Genomic DNA, 19,596 nt, shown 5'->3' with positions numbered 1-19,596 from the left:
GATCGTCGCGAACGGCGCGCGCGCTGTGGACGTGGCCACGGACGGCCTGGAGGCACGGTGCGGGCCCGCACCGTGCCTCCTGTCCGTCTCCGCTCGCGTCTACGCGGCCGGCGCCTCTGCGGGGGTCGTCGCCCCGTAGACGGCGGTGAGGATGCTCTCCACCCACTGGATGAGGGCATCGTCCGGCAGCGCCTGGTCGTGCGGACGCGGCATCGGGATGCTCGTCGCGTTCTGCTGCGGGAACCAGCGCGCACCCGGGAACATGCGCTTCAGGCGCACCTGCGACGAGTCGGCGAGTTCCTTGCCGGCGACCCGCAGGTTCGAGCCCATCACCACGACGTCGGACAGGCCGACCTGCTGCGCCATACGACGGAGGCGGGAGACCTCGAGCAGGGTCTGAACAGCCTGCGGCGGCTGCCCGTAGCGGTCGGTGAGCTCGTCGAGCACCATGTCGATCGCGTTCGGCTGCGCCGTCGGGGCCGAGGCCGCCGACAGCTTCTGGTACGCCTCGAGCCGGAGTCGCTCGGACTCGACGTAGTCCTCGGGGATGTGCGCGTCGACGGGGATCTCGAGCCGGAGCTCGGTCTGCCCCTCGGCGACGTCGCCACGGAACTGCGACACCGCCTCGCCGATCATCCGCAGGTACAGGTCGAACCCGACGCCCGCGATGTGGCCGGACTGCTCCCCGCCGAGCAGGTTGCCGGCCCCGCGGATCTCGAGGTCCTTCATGGCGACCTGCATGCCCGCGCCGAGCTCGTTGTTCGCGGCGATGGTCTCGAGGCGGTCCTGGGCGGTCTCGGAGAGCGGCTTGTCGGAGTCGTAGAGGAAGTACGCGTACCCGCGCTCCCGCCCACGGCCGACACGACCGCGCAGCTGGTGCAGCTGCGACAGGCCGTACTTGTCCGCCTTGTCGATGATGAGCGTGTTCGCGTTCGCGATGTCCAGGCCGGTCTCGATGATCGTCGTCGAGACGAGGACGTCGAAGCGGCGCTCCCAGAAGTCGACCATGACCTGCTCGAGGGCGGTCTCCGACATCTGCCCGTGCGCCACGGCGATGCGGGCGTCCGGCACGATCTCGGCCAGGTGCGCTGCGACCGACTGGATGTCCTTCACGCGGTTGTGCACGTAGAACACCTGGCCCTCGCGCAGCAGCTCGCGGCGGATCGCCGCCGCCACCTGCAGGTCGGACTGCGGGCCGACGAAGGTCAGGATCGGGTGGCGGTCCTCGGGCGGGGTGGCCAGGGTCGACATCTCGCGGATGCCCGTGACCGCCATCTCGAGCGAGCGCGGGATCGGGGTCGCCGACATCGCCAGGACGTCGACGTTCGTCTTGAACTTCTTGAGCTGGTCCTTGTGCTCGACCCCGAACCGCTGTTCCTCGTCGATGATGACGAGCCCGACGTCCTTGAAGGTGATGCCCTGCGACAGGATCCGGTGGGTCGCGATGACGATGTCGACCGTGCCGTCGGCGAGCCCGGCGATCGTCTCCTTCGACTCCTTCTCGGTCTGGAACCGGCTCAGGGCGCGCAGGTGCACGGGAAACCCGGCGAAGCGCTCCTGGAACGTCTCCATGTGCTGGCGGACGAGCAGGGTCGTCGGGACGAGCATGACGACCTGCTTGCCGTCCTGCACGGCCTTGAACGCGGCACGGATCGCGACCTCGGTCTTGCCGTAGCCGACGTCACCGGACAGCAGGCGGTCCATCGGGATCGGGCGTTCCATGTCGCGCTTGATCTCGTCGATCGTGGTGAGCTGGTCGGCGGTCTCGGCGAACGGGAACGCCTCTTCCAGCTCGCGCTGCCACGGGGTGTCCGGGCCGAACGCGTGCCCCTTCGACGCCATCCGCGCCGAGTACAGCTTCACCAGGTCGACGGCGATGTCGCGGACGGCCTTGCGGGCCTTCGACTTGGCGGCGGACCAGTCCGAGCCGCCCATCTTCGACAGGGTCGGGGACTCGCCACCGACGTACCGCGACAGCTGGTCGAGCTGGTCGGTCGGCACGAAGAGCTTGTCGCCCGGGTAGTTGCGCTTCGACGGCGCGTACTCGAGCACGAGGTACTCGCGCTGCGTCTTCACGGCGTTGCGGCCGCCGCTGGAGACCTCGCGGCTGACGAGCTCGACGAACTTGCCGATGCCGTGGGTCGCGTGCACGACGACGTCGCCCGGCTTGAGCTGCAGCGGGTCGACGACGTTCTTGCGGCGGCTCGCGAGCTTCTTGACGGTGCGGGCGCCCTGCTGGACGCTGCGGCCGTAGAACTCCGCCTCGCTCAGGACCGCGATGCGGGGGTCGGGGATCGCGAAGCCGTGCTCGACGGTCGCGGTCGTCACGACGGCGAACCCCGGCTCGGGCGGCGCGTCGACCGCTGCGGCACGGGCGGCGACCCCGGCGTCGGCGAGCACCTGCACCGCACGCTCGACGAGGCCCTGGCCCTGCGCGGTCACCACGACGGCCCACCCGTCGTCGGTCAGCGACTTGACGTGCGCGATCGCCCCGTCGGCGCTGCCGGCGAAGCTCGGCACCGCCTCGGCCCGGACGCGGATGTACTCGCCGGCCTCGGCAGCGGCCTCGGCGTCGGTGAGGACGCGCTCGGTGTCCCCTTCGTCGAGGCCGGAGTCGAACGGCGACACCGTCCACCAGGTGCGCTGCCCGCGGGTGTTCTTGAGCTGCTGCACGGTCAGGAAGTTGCCCGCGTCGAGGTCGATCGGGGCCTGGGCACCGGCGACCGCTGCACTCCAGGCCGCCTGCAGGAACTCGGTGTTCGTCTCGGCGAGGCTGTTCGCGCGGCCGTTCACCCGCTCGGGCGAGAACACCGCGACGGTGGCGTCGTCCGGCAGGTAGGAGGTCATCGGCACGAGGTCCTGCACGAGTGCCGGAGCGAGGGACTCCATGCCCTCGACCGGGATGCCCTCGGCGATCTTCGCGAGCATCTGGGACAGGTTCGGGAACTCGTGCAGCATCTCGCGCGCCCGCTGCCGGACGTCGTCGCTGAGCAGGAGTTCGCGCGAGGCGGTGAGCTCGACCGAGCCGAGGTCGTCCTCTGTCGTGCGCTGGTCGGCGACGGAGAACGCCTTGATCGCCTCGATCTCGTCACCGAAGAAGTCGACGCGTGCCGGGTGGTCGGCCGTCGGCGGGAAGACGTCGAGGATGCCACCGCGCACCGCGAACTCACCACGGCGGGTGACGAGGTCGACGCGGGAGTAGGCGAGGTCCACCAGCTGGGACGCGATCGCCGCCAGGTCGTTGCCCCGCGAGTCGGTCCGCAGCACCACCGGCGCCAGGGACGTCAGGTTGCTCGCGATCGGCTGCAGCGCGGCGCGGACGCTCGCGACGACGATGGTCTGGCGACGCTCGGTCGGGTCCGCCGCCTGCCACGCCGCGAGCTTCCGGAGCGTCGCGATGCGGGTGCCGACGGTCTGCGCACTCGGGCTGAGGCGTTCGTGCGGCAGGGTCTCCCACGCCGGGAACTCGAGCACGTCGGCGTCGGGGACGTAGCTGCCGAACGCTTCGCGGACCGCCTCGGCTTCACGCCCGGTCGCCGTGATGACGAGGACGCACTGCGGACCGTTGCGCTCGGCGAGCAGCGCGCCGAGCAGCGGCACGCGCAGGCCGTCCACGACGGAGAAGTCGGCGTCGCGCGGTGCGGCGCGCAGCACGCGATCGAAGGCGGAGGCGCGCGAGAGCGCAGGGATGATGCCCGAGATCGTCACTCAGGAGATGGTACCGGCCGCCACCGACACCGGCCGCGACGTGCGCGACGGGCGAACAGTGCCGAGTGTTCAGGACGGAGCGTGCACGCGCTGCTGTGCGGCGAGCAGCCCGACCTCGGCGATCGCCTGTACCGCGTCCGCGGCGTCGGCCAGCAGGATCGGCAGCGTCTTCTTCTCGGCTGCGGAGAAGTCACGCAGCACGTAGTCGGCCGGGTCCTGCCGACCGGGGGGACGCCCGATGCCGACCCGGACGCGCATGAACTCGTTCGTGCCGGTGGCCTTGATGATGTCGCGCAGCCCGTTGTGCCCGCCGTGCCCGCCACTGCCCTTCAGGCGGACGGTGTCGAACGGCAGGTCGAGCTCGTCGTGCACGACGACGAGGTCGGCCGGGGTGGCGCTGTAGAACCCGAGCACCGAGGAGACCGGCCCGCCCGAGGTGTTCATGAACGACCCGGGCTTCGCCAGCACGAGTCGTGTGCCGCCGGGCACCAGGCGCCCCTCGGCGACCTGGTTCGGCGTCTTGTGCTTCTTGAACGTCGCTCCCATGCGGGAGGCGAGTTCGTCGAGGACCATCTGGCCGACGTTGTGGCGGTTGCCGGCGTAGTCGGGCCCGGGGTTCCCGAGCCCGACCACCACGAGGATGTGATCCGTCACAGCGTCGACCAGATGTCTTCGAAGGGGTGTTACTCGGAGTCCGCGGCGCCTTCGGCACCCGACTCGGCGCCGGCCTCGGCCGAGGCCTCGTCCGCAGCGTCGTCGTCAGCGGTGCCACGCGGGGTGACGATCGCGACGACCAGCGCCTCGGGGTCGGTCTCGAGCTCGGCGCCCTCGGGGAGCTCGAGCTGCGCGGCGTGGATCTGCACGCCGTCCTCGAGGCCCTCGACGTTCACGGAGACGTGCTCCGGGATGTCGGTGGCGAGCACGAGCAGCGAGATCGTGTTGAGGTCCTGCACGTGGATGGTGCCGGAGAAGGACTCGCCCTCGATGACGACGGGCACGTCGACCGTGACCTTCTCGCCGCGGCGGAGGACCACGAGGTCGATGTGCTCGATGATCTGGCGCACCGGGTCACGCTGGACGTCCTTGACGAGGGCGAGCTGCGCAGCACCCTCGATGTCGAGGTCGACGACCGCGTTGGCGGTACGGACGAGCAGCATGGTCTCGTGACCGGGCAGCGAGATGTGCTTCGGCTCGGTGCCGTGGCCGTAGACGACCGCGGGGATCTTGTCGGCCGCGCGGAGCTTGCGAGCAGCGCCCTTGCCGAACTTGGTGCGGACTTCCGCTGCGAGCTTGGTGTAGTCGGCCATGGTGCCTCCTGGTGTCGGGGACGACGCCGGGGTGCCGGCATCGTGGGGGTCTGTGGTGTTGCAACTCGAACGCGTGCACGCGTGAGGAACGATCCCAGGGTCTTGCCGGGTATCCCACCGCGTCGATCACGGCCGCGCGTACGCAGCCCTCGCCGAAGTCAGGGACTGAGTCTAGCAGGGCCGTCCGGGCGTGTCGCGCGTCACGATCCGGACGCACACCGGGACGGACGGGAGGCCCGTGGCGGTCCTGCCACGGGCCTCCCGTCCGTCGTCCCCACGCGGCGCGCGCGGGGCGCTCCCCCCACGACCGCTCCCCGCGACCGCCGCGTCAGTCGACGACCGTCGGTGCTGCCGGCGCGAGCCGCGCGATCACCCGGTCGAGGCGGGCGTCCACCTGCGGCTGCCGCGTCGAACCCTTCCGGAGCACGGCCGCGTCGGTCGCGGTGACGTGCAGCAGCCGTTCCCACTCCGCCGCGTACAGCGCGCTGCGGTAGCCGGATGACTCCTGGCACGCGACGTCCCGTTCGGCGACGGCGACCTCGGCCTTCCCCGGATCGTCCGAGAACAGGACGACATGGTCGCCGTCACGGGCGCTGACGTGCATCGAGGGGGTCGGCATGCCCTCCGGACCCTCCGGCAGGTCCGGCACACCGGACGGCGCCATGCAGGTGCGCCACCCGGCCGCGGCCGTGCGGACCGGGTCGTCCTGGCGTGCGTCCAGCGCCGCCAGGTACGTCAGGTGCTGGGCCAGTTCGGACGCGGTCTGCTCGGTGCCGCGCAGCGTGGTGCCGAGCGTCTTCCGGGCTGCCTTCCAGCAGCGGGCGGCCACGTCGTCCGGGAGCGCGGCGAACGCGGCCTGGCGGTCCGGGTCGTACCCCCACTTCCGCAGGCCCTCCTGGTTCGCACCGGCGGCGGACGGCCCGTGGTAGCCGCGGGCCTCGGCGAGCGCCGTGGTGAGGGGCCGGGTGGTCGCGAGTGCGGGTGCGGGGTTCGCCCGGGCGGCGGTGTCGGCCGCGTCGTCGTCGGCCTGCAGCCCGGCCGCGGTCGCCCAGGGAGCCGGGTCGTCGATGCCGGCCTTCCGCAGGCAGGGCTCGGCCACGAGGTCCTCCGCGTACGTGGTCTTCGACGAGGCCGGTGCGACGAAGGCGTCGAGCGGCATCGCCCACGCCGTGCTGTCCTGTTCGACGGTGGGTGCGACCGCGACGTCGGCACGCTCGGGCAGGCCGTGGACGACGGCGGTGGCCAGTCCGGCGAGGACGACGACGAGGGTGCCGGTCTTCGCGACGCGGTTCGTGATCTGCATGGTTCCCCCTAGGCGCGGACGAGGCCGCGTTCGTGTGCGGTGATGACGACCTGGATCCGGTTCCGGAGTCCGAGCTTCGTCAGGACGGCGCGGACGTGGGTCTTCACGGTGGCGGCACTCAGGAAGACCGACTCGGCGATCTCGGCGTTGCTGAGCCCCTTCGCGACGAGCAGGAAGACCTCGCGCTCGCGGGCAGTCAACGCGTCGAGGACCTCGTCGCGCCGATCGGTGACGGCCGGGGTGCCCTGGGCGCGCAGCAGGTCCAGCGCCTCGGCTTCGGTCGGGGCCGGTCGGCCCGCGTGCACGTCGCGGATGGTCGCGGTGACGACGTCGGGCAGGGCGTCCTTCGTCAGGAACGCGGCGGCTCCGGCGCGGAGTGCTGCGAGGACGGCGTCGTCGCGGCGGATGGTCGTGAGCGCGACGACCCGCGGGCGGTCCTGGGTGGAGGCAGCGAGCCGCGTCAGGGTCTCGATGCCGTTCATGACCGGCATCCGCAGGTCGAGCAGCAGCACGTCGGGGTGTTCGGCGGCGCAGAGCTCGAGGGCGGCGGCACCGTCGCCGGCGGTCCCGACGCAGGTCATGTCGTCCTGGGCATCGACGAGCATCTGCATCCCGGTGGCGAACAGCCGCTGGTCGTCGGCGACGGCGACGCGGACGGCGCTCATCGGACGTGCTCCGGCTGGACGGCCTCGGTGTCGGTGCCGGCCTCGGTGTCCGTGTCGGTGTCCGCCGTCGCCGTGGTCGGCACCGCGGCGGTCGTCGGCAGCCACGCGGTGACGACCCACTCGTCCGGGGTGTCGCCGGCACCGGCACGCAGCCAGCCGCCGGCCAGTCGGGCACGCTCCTGCATCCCGGCGACACCGGACCCGACACCGTCGAGCTCGACGAGGGGTTCGGTCCCCCGTGACGTCACGACGACGCCGAGCCCCGGGCCGCGCCAGTCCAGCGCCACCCGGGCCGTCGCTGTCCGGCCCTGGTGCTTCAGCACGTTCGTCAGGCTCTCCTGCACGATCCGGTGGACCGCGCTGGCGCTGCCCGCGGACAGCAACCCAGCGCCGTGCTCCTCGAACGTCGCGGTCATCCCGAGCTCCCGCATGTCCTCGACCAGGTCGGGGACGTCGAGCAGCCCGTGACGGTCGGCGTCGTCGCTCGCCTGGATGCGTTCCACCAGGGCCCGGACGTCCCCCAGCGCCGAGCGGCTCACGTCGGCGATGTCCTGCAGCGCCCGGGCGGCGTGTTCGTCCCGCACGGCGATGGCCGCGGCACCCTGGGCCTGGGACACGACGACGGCCAGTGAGTGGGCGAGCGAGTCGTGCACGTCGCGGGCGATCCGCGCGCGGTCCTGCTCGGCCCGGAGTTCGGTGGTGGTCACCTCGGTGCGGCGTTGAGCCTCGACCACCCGGACCCGGGCGAGGCCGATCCGCCACGCGGCACCGATGGCCACGCCGACCGCCCAGGCGACACCGCTGACCCCGACGAACGCGAAGGTGATCGTGACGAGGTCGGACCGGGTCCCGCCGGAGTTCCCCACCCAGCTGCCCCAGACGTCCTGGTCGGCAGCGGTCGGGACCGCCATCGCCCAGGCGGCTGCCGCACTCGCGAGCAGGAGCACGGGGACCGCCACGTAGCGGAGCAGGTCGGACCGACCGGCGCCGACGATGCCGACGACGATCGCGATCGCCAGGTACTCCGGCCAGGTCGTGTCGGTCGGCCGGGTGAGCAGCCGGGCCGTCTGCAGGAGCGGGATGCCGACGACCAGTCCGAGCGCGGTCGCGGGCATCCACGCGGCGAGGCCGATGGCGACGGCGAAGGCCGACACGACGACGACGTGGTCGGCGAGCCCCGCGCGTCCGGCTTCGGCGACGATCCAGAGCACGAGGTACACGGCGCCGGCGGCGGGAGCCAGCAGGTGCCGGTACCGGCGGAGGAAGGAGGTCATGACGCGAGCGTATGGGCCTCGCCGGACGGGGACCGAGCCGTGCGGCCGCTTTTCATCCGAGGTGATGAGGTCGCGCCGGACGGCTCAGCGGCCGACCTCCCGCCGGTGCTCCTGCGCGGCGTGGAGGACGTCGCGCGCCCGGTCGCTCGCCGCCTCAGCGTCGTCGCGGGCTGCCTCGAGCCGGGTGATCTCGGCCTCGGCCTGCTCGAGGGCACGCTGGAGCTCCGCGCGGCGCTCCTCCGCCTGTTCGAGATCGGCCTCGGCGGTGTCGAGTGCTGCGTCGGCATCGCGGGACTCCGTGCGCGCTGCGGTCTCGGCCTGGCGCGCGGCCTTCCGGTCGGCGGCCGGGTCGCGCTTCGGTTCGGGTTCGGGTTCGGGTTCGGGTTCGGCGTCCGGTTCCGGAGCGTCACGCTGCGCGGGCCTGGAGGCACGGCTCGCCTTCCGCGCACCCCTCGCCTGGGAGATGGGGATGGGTGGGGCATCGCTGCCGGACCAGGCATCGGGCACCGCGTCCGGATCCGCGAGCGCCCCGTCGAGGTCAACCGCGTCGAACCCCACGCTCTCGAGCGCCGTCACGAGCAGCCCCGACCGGACGGCCGCGCCGGCGTGCGGATCCGCCATCGCCGCCTCGATCGTCGACCGGACCTGCTCGAGCACCGCCGGGGTGACGGGATGTCCGGCGTCGGACGCCAGGTCCGCACCGGCCTGCGCGAGGGCGTCGACGACCTCGGCGCGCTGCCGACGGAGGGTCCGGATCGCGTCGGGGTCGGCGTCGGCCTGCGCCTTCCGGAGCGCCGGTCCGAGGTCGACGGCGTCGTCGAGGGCACCGTCGTGGGCGAGCAGGTCGATCACCCAGGCGGCCGGTGAGGGCTTCCGGAGCTTCCCGATCGCCGTAGCGAGGGCGCGATCGTCCTTCCGCACCGCGCGCTGCCGTGCGGTGCGCTCGGCGACGAAGTCCTGCGGCGCGACGAGCAGCAGCTCCCTGGCGACGTCGGCGAACTCCATGCGACCACTGTGCCAGCCAGGATGCCGGGTACTACCAGTCGTGGACGGTGCCGTCGGCTAGGCGGTTGAACGGCAGGTACGCCTGCTCGTAGGGGTACTTGCCGGCCTCGTCGACGTCGAGGCTGACCCCGAGGCCCGGCTCGTCCCCCGGGTGCAGGTAGCCGTCGGTGAACGTGAACGTCTGGTGGAACACCTGGTTGGTCTGCGGTCCGTGCTGCATGTACTCCTGGATGCCGAAGTTGTGGATCGCGAGCCCGAGGTGCATCTGCGCGGCAAGGCCCACCGGGGAGATGTCGGTCGGCCCGTGGAAGCCGGACTTGACCTGGTACAGCGCCGCGTACTCCATCGTCTTCTTGAGCGGGGTGACGCCGCCCATGTGCGTGACGGCACCGCGGACGTAGTCGATGAGCTGGTCGCGGATGATGTCCTTGAAGTCCCAGATGGTGTTGAAGACCTCCCCGATCGCCAGCGGCGTCGTGGTGTGCTGCCGGACGAGCTTCAGGGCCTCCTGGTTCTCGGCGGGGGTGCAGTCCTCGAGCCAGAACAGATCGTAGGGCTCGAGCGACTTGCCGAGCTTGGCGGCCTGCAGCGGGGTCATCCGGTGGTGGCCGTCGTGCAGCAGCGGCAGTTCGGGGCCGAACTCGTTGCGGACGGCCTCGAACACGGTGGGCACGTGGCGCAGGTAGGCGCGGGTGTCCCAGTCCTCCATCGCCGGGTACGCCCCGCGCTGGGCGGGCTCGAAGTCGTAGCGGACGCCGGCGTTGCCCTCGGTGGTCCTGTTCGAGGCGATGCCGTAGATGGACTCGAGGCCGGGGACACCGGTCTGCACCCGGATCGAGCGGTAGCCCTCTTCCTGGTGCTCGCGGATGGAGTCGAACAGCTCCGGCAGCTCCTTGCCCGAGGCGTGGCCGTACGCCATGAGCCCGGTGCGCGATGCCCCGCCGAGCAGCTGGTAGAGCGGCATCCCGGCGACCTTCGCCTTGATGTCCCAGAGGGCCATGTCGACGGCGGCGATCGCGGCCATCGTGACCGGACCACGGCGCCAGTACGAGGACCGGTAGAGGAACTGCCAGGCGTCCTCGATGCGGCTGGCGTCACGGCCGACGAGCAGCGGGACGACGTGCTCGGACATGTAGGCGGAGACCGCGAGCTCGCGGCCGTTCAGGGTGGCGTCGCCGAGCCCGGTGACGCCGTCGGCCGTGGTGAGCTTGAGCGTCACGAAGTTCCGGTTCGGGCTGGTCACGATGACCTCGGCCCGCTCGATCAGCTGGCCGCGGTCCGCCGAAGCCCAGGTGTCCGGACGGCCGGCGGTGGTCTCGGCCGGCCCGCTGTCGGTGGCACCGGGGACCGGGGCCGCGGGGTTCGTGGTGTTCGTGTCGGTCATGCGTGGACTCCTCCGTTGGAGCGTTCGCGGGCGCGTGCCGCGGCGGTGCGGATGCGGTCGGCCGCCGCCGTCACGGCGGCGACCACGGGGGTGGTGTCGAGTTCGGGCGCGACGACGGCCAGGACGTCGTGCACGTCCGAGTCTGGCCCGGGGGCACCGGGGTCGTCCACCAGGTCGGGTCGCTCGGTGACGTGCAACCACCACGCGGCGAGGGCGGTGGCCGCTCCGGTGCCGATGCCGGCCGAGGGGTCGCGGGCGAGCCGGTGCCGCACGACGTCGACGACACGGACGGGCAGCTTCTGCGAGCCGCCGGACGCGATCTGCCGAAGCGTGTGCCGGATGCGCGGGTTGGCGAACCGTTCGACCAGGGCCGTGCGGGCTTCTCTGACCTCGGCCTCGGGCAGCGGGAGCTCGAGCGCGGCTTCGTCCCAGAGCTGCTCGACGGCGCTGCGGCAGACCGGGTCGTCCATCGCCTCGGCCACGGTGTCGTGGCCGAGCTGCAATCCCAGGTAGGCGAGGAGCGAGTGCGAGCCGTTCAGCAGCCAGAGCTTCCGCTGCTCGTACGGGGTGACGTCGTCGACGATGCGCACCCCGGCGGTCTCCCACGCGGGGCGGTCGATCCCGTCGAAGGCGTCCTCGAGCACCCACTCGGCGAACGGCTCGGTGACGACGGGGACCCGGTCTCCGGCGAGCGCACCCGGCAGTTCCGAGAGGCGCACGACGTCGTCGTCGGTGGTGGCCGGGGTGATCCGGTCGACCATCGAGCTCGGGAACGTGACGTTCGCCTCGATCCAGTCGCGCAGGGCGTCGTCGGTGACGGCGTCGAGCACGGCGTCCCGCAGGACCGCCCCGTTGTGCGTCAGGTTGTCGAGACTGACCAGCGCGATGCGCCCGGAGCCGGCGGCACGGCGGGCGTCGAGCCCCGCGACCAGCCGCGACGGCACGTCGGAACCGGGCCGGTAGCCCTGCTCGGTGACCGTCAGCGTGACGATGGTCGTCTCGGGGGACGCGACCACGTGCCTCCAGGCCGTGTCGTCGCTGCCCGGGTGGGCGGCCACGATCGTGTCGACCACCTCGGCTCCGTCGCCGGACGCGGCTCGGGTGACGAGCGTGTACCGGCAGTCCTGCGCGGCCAACGCATCCGCGGCCGCGGGCGAGCGGCCGGTGAAGGCGGTGATGCCCCACGGCTCCCCCGTGGTGTGGGCGGTGTACCAGGCGAGGTGGGCACGAGCGAACGCGCCCACCCCCAGGTGGACGATGCCCGGACGCCGATCGGTCATGCCGACACCGGCACGAGGGAGCGGAGGTACGCCAGGTTGTCGGCGGTGCGGGTCTCGAGCGGGAGGTCGGTGGAGAAGTCCTCGATGGTGACCCACCCGTCGTACCCGACCTGGCGGAGCGCGTCGAGGTACTCGGACACCGACGCCTGGCCGGTGCGCAGGGGTGCCCACTCGTGCTGCCAGATCGAACTGCCGTCGGCACGGGTGTCGCCGGTGTCCACCCAGCGGGCGTTCTTCACGTGGGCGTGTGCCAGGTACGGCCCGAGCAGTTCGAACGCGGCGAGGTGGTCCTCGTACCCCTCGATCACGAGGTTGCCGAGGTCGTGGATGACGCCGACGTGTGCGGGGTCGAGACCGTCGATCAGTCGCAGTGCCGCGGAGGCCGACGGCGTGATCGTCATGTGGTGCAGCTCGACGAGTGCTTTCACGCCGAGCTCCGACGCACGCGACGCGACCCACTCGAGGTCGGCGCGGGTGCGGTCGAAGAGCTGCGGGTAGGTCTCGCCGGTGCGTTCCTGCTCGGCACGGTAGTGCGGCATCGTGACGCGGACCTGCCGGGCGCCGAGTTCGCTGGTCACGCGCAGCATGGTCTCGACGCCGTCGTGGTCGGCAGCCGGCTGGTAGCCGCCGATGCCCGAGTACTCGAGCCCGGCTGCGTCGGTGACCCGGGCGATCTCGCCGACCCGGTCGCGGATGCCGGTGTACTGCCACGTCGAGTTGTTGCCCGCCCAGAACGACCGCTCGGCGGGGACCTCGGCGCCGTCGGCCGGGCGGTCGTCGACGATGCGCCACTCGATGCCGTCCCAGCCCTGTGCGGCCAGGGTCTCGGCGGCTTCGGACGGGGTCCAGTCGGGGGTGGAGGCGGTGAACACGGAGAACTTCATCGGGTGGCTCCTTCGGTCGCGCTGGCGGTGGCGGGTGTGCCGACGACCGGCACCACATCGTCGTACTTCCCCTCGATCACGTCGTCGATGCGCACGGGGTGTCCGAGCGTCGCGCTGACGTAGAGCCCGCGGACGGTGGCGAGCGACACGAGGGCCGCATCGACGGTGACACCCGGTTCGCGGCCCTGCCGGATCGCGTCGACGATGTCCGTGTACTGCCGAGCGTGCCCCGCGGCGAAGTGGCCGGGTTCGGCCGGGCCGCCGACGACGTGCTCGGGCGGGACGATCTGGTCCTTCTGGTCGACCGCACCGGCGACCGCGGTGGCGTTCGACGTGGTGGACGCGGACTCGAGCGTGGCGGTGTCCGGGGCGATGTGGAAGTACGCGAGCCGGTCGTCGTCGACGATGGCGGAGCCGTGCGTGCCGTACACGGCGTACCGGGCGGAGAGCCCCGGGTACGCGGCGGTCGTGCAGTGGACGACCCCGAGCGCCCCGCCGGCGAACCGGACGGTGGCGACGGCGGTGTCCTCGACCTCGATCCGGTCGTGCGCGAGCAGGCCGGTCTGCGCGGAGATCTCGACCGGACGACCGAGCGCCCAGACGAGCAGGTCGACGGTGTGCACGCCCTGGTTCATCACCGCGCCGCCGCCGTCGAGCGCCCAGGTGCCGCGCCAGTCACCGGAGTCGTAGTACCCCTGCGACCGGTACCACGCGACGCTCGCGAGCCCCGAGGTCACGGTGCCGAACCCGCCGTCGTGCGCGGCCCGGGCGACGGCTGCCGACGCCGGGTCGAAGCGGTGCTGGCTGATGACGCTCGTGACGAGCCCGCGGTCACGAGCGTCTGCGGCGAGCGCCGCGATCTGCCGGGCCCGGGGCATCGTGGTGTCGAGCGGCTTCTCGATGACGACGTGCTTGCCGGCGGCCAGGGCGGCCTCGGCGAGCTGCACGTGCATGCCGGACGGCGAGCAGATCGCGACGACGTCGATGTCGGTCTGTTCGATCGCCTCCTCGATGGTGGACGTCGTGATCGGGCGGGCGACGCCCATCGCCTCGATTGCGTCGGCTGCGCTCGTGGCGGCTTCGGGCACGGCGTCGACGAGGGCGACGACCTGCAGGTCGGGGTGCTGGACGGCGACGGTGGCGTGGTGGCGGCCGATGACACCGGCGCCGACGACGGCGAGGCGGAGCGGGTTGGTGGGTTCGGTCATCGCAGGGTGACTCCGATCTGGTCGGTGAGGGTGCGGAAGGCCCGGCCGGCACGACCGAAGGCCGCGGGGCCGGAGAACCCGCCGAGGGAGGTGAAATCGCTGAGGTGCGGTTCGAGCGAGGCGTACCCGGAGTAGCGGGCGTCGCGGAGCGCGGTGAGGGTCTGGAGCAGTTCGCCGTCACCCTCGCCCGCGGGGACCACCGACGAGTCGGCGGCGAGGGCGTCCTTGACCTGCAGGTAGTCGACGTACGGGGCGAGCTGCTCCCAGCCGTCGGTGAAGGGCCGGACGCCGCACTGCACGTAGTTCGCGTTGTCCCAGGCCAGGCGGAGCGCGGACGAACCGACGCTCTCGACGATGTCGAGCACCCGCGCGGGGACGTCGCCGTAGATGTCCTTCTCGTTCTCGTGCAGCAGGGTCACGCCCTCACGCTCGGCGAGGTCGGCCAGCGCCCGCATCCGGACGAGGACGTCGTCGCGGACGTCCTCGGGGCTGCGGCCCTCGAAGTAGAACGAGAAGATCCGGATGTTCGTCGTGCCGAGGGCGTGCGCGGCACGGATCGCACGGGCGAGCCGTGACACCTCGTGCTCGACGGGTTCGTCGACGGGCACCTTGCCGATCGGCGAGGCGATCGCGGACACGGTCTGCCCGCGCTCGTCGAGCAGCCGGTGGAGTCCGGCGAGCTGGTCCTCGTCGAGGTCGACGACGTTGACGCCCCAGGCGCTGCGGACCTCGATGGCGCTCGCGCCGAGCGCCTGGAGGACCGCGACCTGGACGACCGGATCGGCGTCGATCTCGTCGCCGAAACCGGAGAGTTCCCAACTGGGCTGGGTCATTGCATTCCCTTCATGCGACCAGACTGGAGGCGCGGGGCGGGCTGGCACCGCGCCTCCAGGCAGTCTGTGGACAAGTCGGCAGACTGCACAGCGCTACTTGACGGAGCCGGCGGTGAGCCCGCCGACCAGGTAGCGCTGGAAGATCAGGTACAGGGCGACGACGGGGACGGCGCAGACGATCGAGGCGGCCATCATCTGGCCGTAGATCGGGACGGCGCCGCCCTCCTGGGTGGTGCCGAGCACCTGCAGGACCACGGCGACCGTCCGGGTGTTCGGGGTCGTCATGATCGTGGAGAACAGGACGTCGTTCCAGCCGAGCAGGAAGGCGAAGATCGCGGACACGACGATGCCGGGCCACGACAGCGGGAGGACGATCTTCGTCAGGATCTTCGTCGAGCTGGCGCCGTCGATGCGCGCCGCTTCCTCGAGCTCCTTCGGCAGGCCGCGCAGGTAGGTGACCATGACCCACGTCGAGAACGGCAGGGCGAACGTCAGGTAGGTGACGAACAGGCCCCAGCGGGTGCCGATGATCTGCACGCCGGTGGCGCTGGCGATGTTCGAGAACACCACGAAGACCGGCAGGAGCAGGAGCGTGCCGGGGATCGACTGCAGGGCGAGGAGCCCACGCAGGATCGTCAGCCGCCCGAGGAACCGGAACCGGACGAGCACGTAGGCCGTGGACACGGCGAGCGCGGCACTCGCGACGGCGACGGCACCGGCGGTGAGCATCGAGTTCACCAGTCCCTCGCCGAGGGCGACCGTCGACCAGATGTCCACGTAGTTCGACAGCGTGAACTCGGACGGGAAGTACTCGCCGCGGGCGACCGCGACGTCGGAGTTGACCGAGCCGAACAGGATGTAGAGCACCGGGACGGCGATGAACGCGATGATCACCGCGATGACGGTGACGAGCAGCCAGCGCGGCAGCAGCCGGGTGACGTCGGTGTCGTAGGGACGCTTGCTCCGTCGGCCGCCGCTGCCGGTCGTGATGCTCTCGGTGAGCGTCGCGGTGGGGCGGGTGCGGGTGCTGAAGGACGTGCTCGGGGTGGTCATGCGCGTGCTCCGTCGATGTCGGCGGCGGTCGGGGCGGCGGCGAGCGTGGCGCGGTCGGCGCGACGCTGCTTCCGGTTGGGGCCGGCGTCGTCGCCGGTGTCGAGCTTGACCGCCCGCAGGTAGACGAACAGCGGGATCGCCACGATCACGAGCGAGCAGATCGCCATCGCTGCGGACAGGCCGAAGCGGAACGACTGGAAGCTCGCGATGTACGTCAGGACGGGCATCACCTCGACGCTGGACGGCAGCGGGATGCCGAACAGCACGAACGGCAGCGTGAAGTTGTTGATGTTGTGCAGGATCGAGATGATCACCGCGAGGCTGAGGGGTCCGCGCAGGTACGGGAAGATGATGTACCGCAGCTTCGCCCACCAGGTCACCCCGTCGAGCGCGGCGGCCTCGTGCACCTCGTTGTCCACGGCCTGCAGTCCGGCCAGGGACAGCAGGTAGACGAAGGGCCAGCTCGTCCAGATCATCACGCCGGCGAGCGCCCAGTACGACGCCGAGCCGTTCAGCCACAGCACGTCGGTGTGCAGGATCGAGTTCACGACCCCCTGCGGCTGGAGCATCGTGCGGAAGAACGTGCCGACGACGAATGCCGGGAGCACGTACGGGATCAGGTAGATCGATCGGACGAGCCCGCGACCGGGGAACCGGTTCTGCGTCGAGATCGCGGCGGCGACCCCGATCGGCACGGTCACCGCGGTGACGAGCACCGACAGCGACACCGAGATCCAGATGGAGTGCAGCAGCGGCGAGTTCGTGAACGCCTCGGTGAAGTTGGCGAACCCGACGAACGGAGCGCTGAACCACTGGCGGAGCGTGTACTGGTCGAGGTCGAGCATCGCGATCCAGAAGCCCACCAGGAGCGGCACCACGATGACGGCGAGCATGAGGACCCCGCCGGGCAGGAGCATCCACAGCGGGCGCTCGCGTTTGTAGAGGGGCGTCTTGCCGGCCGGGCGGACCGGCCGGGGCGGCGCCGCGTCGGTGCGGGGCCTGGTCTGCGTGCTGGTCATCACAGACCTCCGTTCTTCTGACGGTCGAGGGTGGCCTGGGCGTCCTTCTGGGCGTCCTGCAGTCGCTTGCGGAGCTGGTCGTCGGTGACCTCGCCGGACTTCAGCGACGGGATCGACTGCACGACCACGTCGACCAGGGCGAGCTGGATGTCGGACCAGGCGCCGGTGAACGCGGTCGGCTTGGACAGGCGGCCGGCGTCGATGATCGGCTTGAGCTGCGGGTTGTCGGCTGCCAGGTCGGCGGCGGCCGACGCGTTGGTCGGCAGGTTGCCGAACAGGTCGTAGTACTCGAGCTGGGCCTTCGGGGCGCTGAGCTGCTTGACGAACGCGAACGACAGCTCCTGCTTGGTGCCGTAGTCGGCGACGACCCAGTTGTCGCCGGACAGGATGCTGGCGGCCTCGATCCCGTCGGACGGCCGCTCGGACGCCCCCGGCGGGACGGTGGGCAGCAGGGCGAACTCGTACTTGCCGTCGACCTTGGTGTCCGTGAAGGAGTTGATGGCGGTGGTGGTGGTCATCGGGAAGAACGCGGCCTTGCCCTCGGTGAACTGCGCGAGGGCCTGGGCGTTGTTCCAACCGATCGCGGCCGGGTCGACGACACCGTCCTTCGTGACCCAGTCGAAGTAGGTGCGGTAGGCGTTCTCGACGGCCTCGCTGTCGATCTCGGCCTTCGAATCGTCGACGATCGTGTTGCCGGCGTTCTGGGCCATCCCCCACACGAACTTCCAGGGGTCGAAGCCGTCGGCGTAGGCGATCGCCATCCCGTGGCGACCGTCACCCGTGGTGGCCTTCGCGTCGGCGGTGAGCTCGTCCCACGTCGTGGGCATGTCGGTGATCCCCGCCTTGGCGAGCAGGTCCTTGTTCACCGCCATCACGAACGGACGGCTGGCGAACGGGATCCCGATCTGCTTCGACGCACTCGGACCGGAGATGCCGAACGACGCGGGGTCGAACTGGTCCTTGCCGCCGATCGCGTCCCACTCCTTCGTGCCCATCTCGACGAAGGCACCGGTGGCGTACGCGGTCGGGGTGAAGGTGGTGCCGATCGCGTAGACGTCGGGGCCCTGCCCGGAGATGACGCTCGTCTGGATCGCGGTCAGTTCCTCCTGCGCGGACGAGTAGGTCTCCCACTGGATGTCCGCACCGGTCGTGCGCTTGAACTCGGCGGCGGTCTCCCGCTGCCACTGCTTGCGTTCCTTGGGGTAGGTGGTGTCCGCGCCCATCATCACGCGGAGGGTGTTCGGGTCGTCGCCGCTGCCGTTCACCACGGCACATCCCTGCAGGGACAGTGCGGTGAGGGCGACCACGGCGACGGCACCGACGAGGGTGCGGACTTGCAGTCTTCGCGTCTTCACGGGGGTTTCCTCCTCGAGACCTCCTCCGAGCGGCGCTGCTCGGTGGCACCACTGTTCCGCCGTTGGCAACATGCGGCAACCGGTTGCCACTTGTTGCCAGACGCGAATACGTTCGGCCTCGTGAAGGACCTCTCGACGGACGGCGGCGGGCGCACGGGCGGTGCCGCGGGCGCTGCTGGTAGCGCCGCTGGTGCTCGCGCTGCCGCCGCTGGTGCTCGCGCTGCCGGCACCGCCGCTGGTGCCGCGCGTCGCGTCACCATCCGCGACATCGCCGACGCCACCGGGGTCGCCGCGTCCACCGTCTCCCGCGCCCTGTCCCTGCCCGACCGGGTCAACCCCGTCACCCAGGAGCGCATCCAGCGGGCGGCCCGCGAGCTCGGCTACGTCGCCAACTCGCAGGCCCGGGCACTGACCTCCGGCCGCACCCGCGCCGTCGCCGTGCTCGTGTCCGACATCACGAACCCCTTCTACTTCGACGTCATCCGCGGCACCCAGCACCAGCTCGCCGGGGCCGGCTGGACGCAGCTGCTCGTCGACACCGAGGAGTCCGCCGACGCCGAGATGGCCGCACTCACCGCCGTGGGGGCGAAGGCCGACGGGGTCGTGCTCACGGCGTCACGACTGTCCGACGCGCAGATCGCACGGTTCGCCGAGCGGATCCCCCTGGTCGTGGTGAACCGCCGACCCACCGGCGTGCCATCGGTGCTCATCGACACCCCCGGCGGGGTGGAGCAGGCGGTGCAGCACCTGGTGTCGCTGGGACACCGGGAGATCCTGTACGTCGCCGGGCCGGACAGCTCGTGGTCGAACGAGCGTCGCTGGCGCGCGCTCGTGCAGGTCGCCAAGCGCCTGGGGATCCGCGTCGCCCGGGTCGGGCCGCACGCACCCTTCGTCGACTCCGGCGCCGCGGCCGCCGACGCCGCCGTGCACGCCGGTGCGACCGCGTGCATCGCCTTCAACGACCTGATCGCCATCGGGATGCTCGCCCGGCTGCGGGAGCGCGGAGTCCGCGTCCCCGAGGACATGAGCATCGTCGGTTGCGACGACATCTTCGGCGCTGACTTCTGCAACCCGCCGCTCACCACGATGACCTCGCCGATCGAACGTGCCGGCCGGGTCGCGATCCGGATGCTGCTCGGACGGCTCGGCGCCCTGCCCGCCGACGAACTGCCCGGGGAGCACATGTCCGGCGCCGTCGCCCTGCCCACCCACCTGACCGTGCGCGAGTCGACCGGACCGGCACCCCGTGCCGGAACCGCCTGATCCGGAAATCCCGCCGCCCCACACTCGCACCACCCGAACTCGCCGTCCCCGAAGG

At 71.4% G+C, this 19,596-nt stretch carries 16 protein-coding genes; 1 reads left to right on the top strand and 15 read right to left on the bottom strand.

Annotated elements, in window-relative coordinates:
* Positions 1-99 precede the first annotated feature (99 nt).
* The 15 genes from mfd to DEJ19_RS04370 all read right to left on the bottom strand — a co-directional run bounded on the left by mfd (position 100) and on the right by DEJ19_RS04370 (position 18,278).
* Entirely contained in the window at positions 100-3,708 is a 3,609-nt protein-coding gene (gene mfd, locus DEJ19_RS04440) for a transcription-repair coupling factor (RefSeq protein ID WP_111233574.1), read from the bottom strand.
* A gap of 69 nt (positions 3,709-3,777) precedes the next feature.
* Complete coding sequence (gene pth, locus DEJ19_RS04435; protein WP_110865046.1) at positions 3,778-4,362, bottom strand: aminoacyl-tRNA hydrolase; 585 nt, start codon at positions 4,360-4,362, stop codon at positions 3,778-3,780.
* Between the two features lie 29 nt (positions 4,363-4,391).
* A complete protein-coding gene (locus DEJ19_RS04430; protein WP_071405234.1) occupies positions 4,392-5,015 on the bottom strand; it encodes a 50S ribosomal protein L25/general stress protein Ctc in 624 nt (207 codons plus the stop codon).
* A gap of 328 nt (positions 5,016-5,343) precedes the next feature.
* Positions 5,344-6,318: a hypothetical protein gene (locus DEJ19_RS04425; protein WP_111233573.1), complete on the bottom strand. Its 975-nt coding sequence runs from the start codon at positions 6,316-6,318 to the stop codon at positions 5,344-5,346.
* Positions 6,319-6,326: 8 nt separating this feature from the next.
* Complete coding sequence (locus tag DEJ19_RS04420; RefSeq protein ID WP_111233572.1) at positions 6,327-6,983, bottom strand: response regulator transcription factor; 657 nt, start codon at positions 6,981-6,983, stop codon at positions 6,327-6,329.
* Positions 6,980-8,257, bottom strand: coding sequence for a sensor histidine kinase (locus DEJ19_RS04415; RefSeq protein ID WP_111233571.1), 1,278 nt, complete (start codon positions 8,255-8,257; stop codon positions 6,980-6,982). The genes DEJ19_RS04420 and DEJ19_RS04415 overlap by 4 nt, the downstream gene beginning before the upstream one ends.
* Before the next feature lie 84 nt (positions 8,258-8,341).
* On the bottom strand, positions 8,342-9,262 hold the full coding sequence (locus DEJ19_RS04410; RefSeq protein WP_111233570.1) for a hypothetical protein: 921 nt from the start codon (positions 9,260-9,262) through the stop codon (positions 8,342-8,344).
* Positions 9,263-9,293: 31 nt separating this feature from the next.
* A complete protein-coding gene (gene manD / locus DEJ19_RS04405) occupies positions 9,294-10,646 on the bottom strand; it encodes a D-mannonate dehydratase ManD (protein WP_258377432.1) in 1,353 nt (450 codons plus the stop codon).
* Positions 10,643-11,926, bottom strand: coding sequence for a mannitol dehydrogenase family protein (locus tag DEJ19_RS04400; RefSeq protein WP_111233569.1), 1,284 nt, complete (start codon positions 11,924-11,926; stop codon positions 10,643-10,645). The genes manD and DEJ19_RS04400 overlap by 4 nt, the downstream gene beginning before the upstream one ends.
* Positions 11,923-12,810: a sugar phosphate isomerase/epimerase family protein gene (locus tag DEJ19_RS04395; RefSeq protein ID WP_110865040.1), complete on the bottom strand. Its 888-nt coding sequence runs from the start codon at positions 12,808-12,810 to the stop codon at positions 11,923-11,925. The genes DEJ19_RS04400 and DEJ19_RS04395 overlap by 4 nt, the downstream gene beginning before the upstream one ends.
* Positions 12,807-14,018, bottom strand: coding sequence for a Gfo/Idh/MocA family oxidoreductase (locus DEJ19_RS04390; protein ID WP_111233568.1), 1,212 nt, complete (start codon positions 14,016-14,018; stop codon positions 12,807-12,809). Before DEJ19_RS04390 ends, DEJ19_RS04395 begins: the two co-directional genes overlap by 4 nt.
* On the bottom strand, positions 14,015-14,851 hold the full coding sequence (locus DEJ19_RS04385) for a sugar phosphate isomerase/epimerase family protein (protein WP_111233567.1): 837 nt from the start codon (positions 14,849-14,851) through the stop codon (positions 14,015-14,017). The genes DEJ19_RS04390 and DEJ19_RS04385 overlap by 4 nt, the downstream gene beginning before the upstream one ends.
* Positions 14,852-14,944: 93 nt before the next feature.
* A complete protein-coding gene (locus DEJ19_RS04380) occupies positions 14,945-15,904 on the bottom strand; it encodes a carbohydrate ABC transporter permease (protein WP_220035326.1) in 960 nt (319 codons plus the stop codon).
* Positions 15,901-16,923, bottom strand: a complete 1,023-nt coding sequence (locus DEJ19_RS04375; RefSeq protein WP_027464479.1) for a carbohydrate ABC transporter permease — start codon at positions 16,921-16,923, stop codon at positions 15,901-15,903. The genes DEJ19_RS04380 and DEJ19_RS04375 overlap by 4 nt, the downstream gene beginning before the upstream one ends.
* On the bottom strand, positions 16,923-18,278 hold the full coding sequence (locus DEJ19_RS04370; protein ID WP_181441566.1) for an ABC transporter substrate-binding protein: 1,356 nt from the start codon (positions 18,276-18,278) through the stop codon (positions 16,923-16,925). Before DEJ19_RS04370 ends, DEJ19_RS04375 begins: the two co-directional genes overlap by 1 nt.
* 120 nt (positions 18,279-18,398) lie before the next feature.
* Here DEJ19_RS04370 and DEJ19_RS04365 point away from each other — a divergent pair, with 120 nt between their 5' ends.
* A complete protein-coding gene (locus tag DEJ19_RS04365; protein ID WP_258377431.1) occupies positions 18,399-19,541 on the top strand; it encodes a LacI family DNA-binding transcriptional regulator in 1,143 nt (380 codons plus the stop codon).
* Positions 19,542-19,596 lie beyond the last annotated feature (55 nt).

The organism is Curtobacterium sp. MCSS17_016, assembly GCF_003234255.2.
Classification (GTDB): domain Bacteria; phylum Actinomycetota; class Actinomycetes; order Actinomycetales; family Microbacteriaceae; genus Curtobacterium; species Curtobacterium flaccumfaciens.
Note: the sequence above shows the minus strand (reverse complement) of the source record. Positions and strands in the feature narration are given on the sequence as shown.

Bases quoted from the DNA above. Each gene is read 5' to 3' on its own strand.
- DEJ19_RS04430 (WP_071405234.1), bottom strand. From the start codon at position 5,015: ATGGCCGACTACACCAAGCTCGCAGCGGAAGTCCGCACCAAGTTCGGC.
- DEJ19_RS04425 (WP_111233573.1), bottom strand. From the start codon at position 6,318: ATGCAGATCACGAACCGCGTCGCGAAGACCGGCACCCTCGTCGTCGTC.
- DEJ19_RS04420 (WP_111233572.1), bottom strand. From the start codon at position 6,983: ATGAGCGCCGTCCGCGTCGCCGTCGCCGACGACCAGCGGCTGTTCGCC.
- DEJ19_RS04415 (WP_111233571.1), bottom strand. From the start codon at position 8,257: ATGACCTCCTTCCTCCGCCGGTACCGGCACCTGCTGGCTCCCGCCGCC.
- DEJ19_RS04410 (WP_111233570.1), bottom strand. From the start codon at position 9,262: ATGGAGTTCGCCGACGTCGCCAGGGAGCTGCTGCTCGTCGCGCCGCAG.
- manD (WP_258377432.1), bottom strand. From the start codon at position 10,646: ATGACCGACACGAACACCACGAACCCCGCGGCCCCGGTCCCCGGTGCC.
- DEJ19_RS04400 (WP_111233569.1), bottom strand. From the start codon at position 11,926: ATGACCGATCGGCGTCCGGGCATCGTCCACCTGGGGGTGGGCGCGTTC.
- DEJ19_RS04395 (WP_110865040.1), bottom strand. From the start codon at position 12,810: ATGAAGTTCTCCGTGTTCACCGCCTCCACCCCCGACTGGACCCCGTCC.
- DEJ19_RS04390 (WP_111233568.1), bottom strand. From the start codon at position 14,018: ATGACCGAACCCACCAACCCGCTCCGCCTCGCCGTCGTCGGCGCCGGT.
- DEJ19_RS04385 (WP_111233567.1), bottom strand. From the start codon at position 14,851: ATGACCCAGCCCAGTTGGGAACTCTCCGGTTTCGGCGACGAGATCGAC.
- DEJ19_RS04380 (WP_220035326.1), bottom strand. From the start codon at position 15,904: ATGACCACCCCGAGCACGTCCTTCAGCACCCGCACCCGCCCCACCGCG.
- DEJ19_RS04375 (WP_027464479.1), bottom strand. From the start codon at position 16,923: ATGACCAGCACGCAGACCAGGCCCCGCACCGACGCGGCGCCGCCCCGG.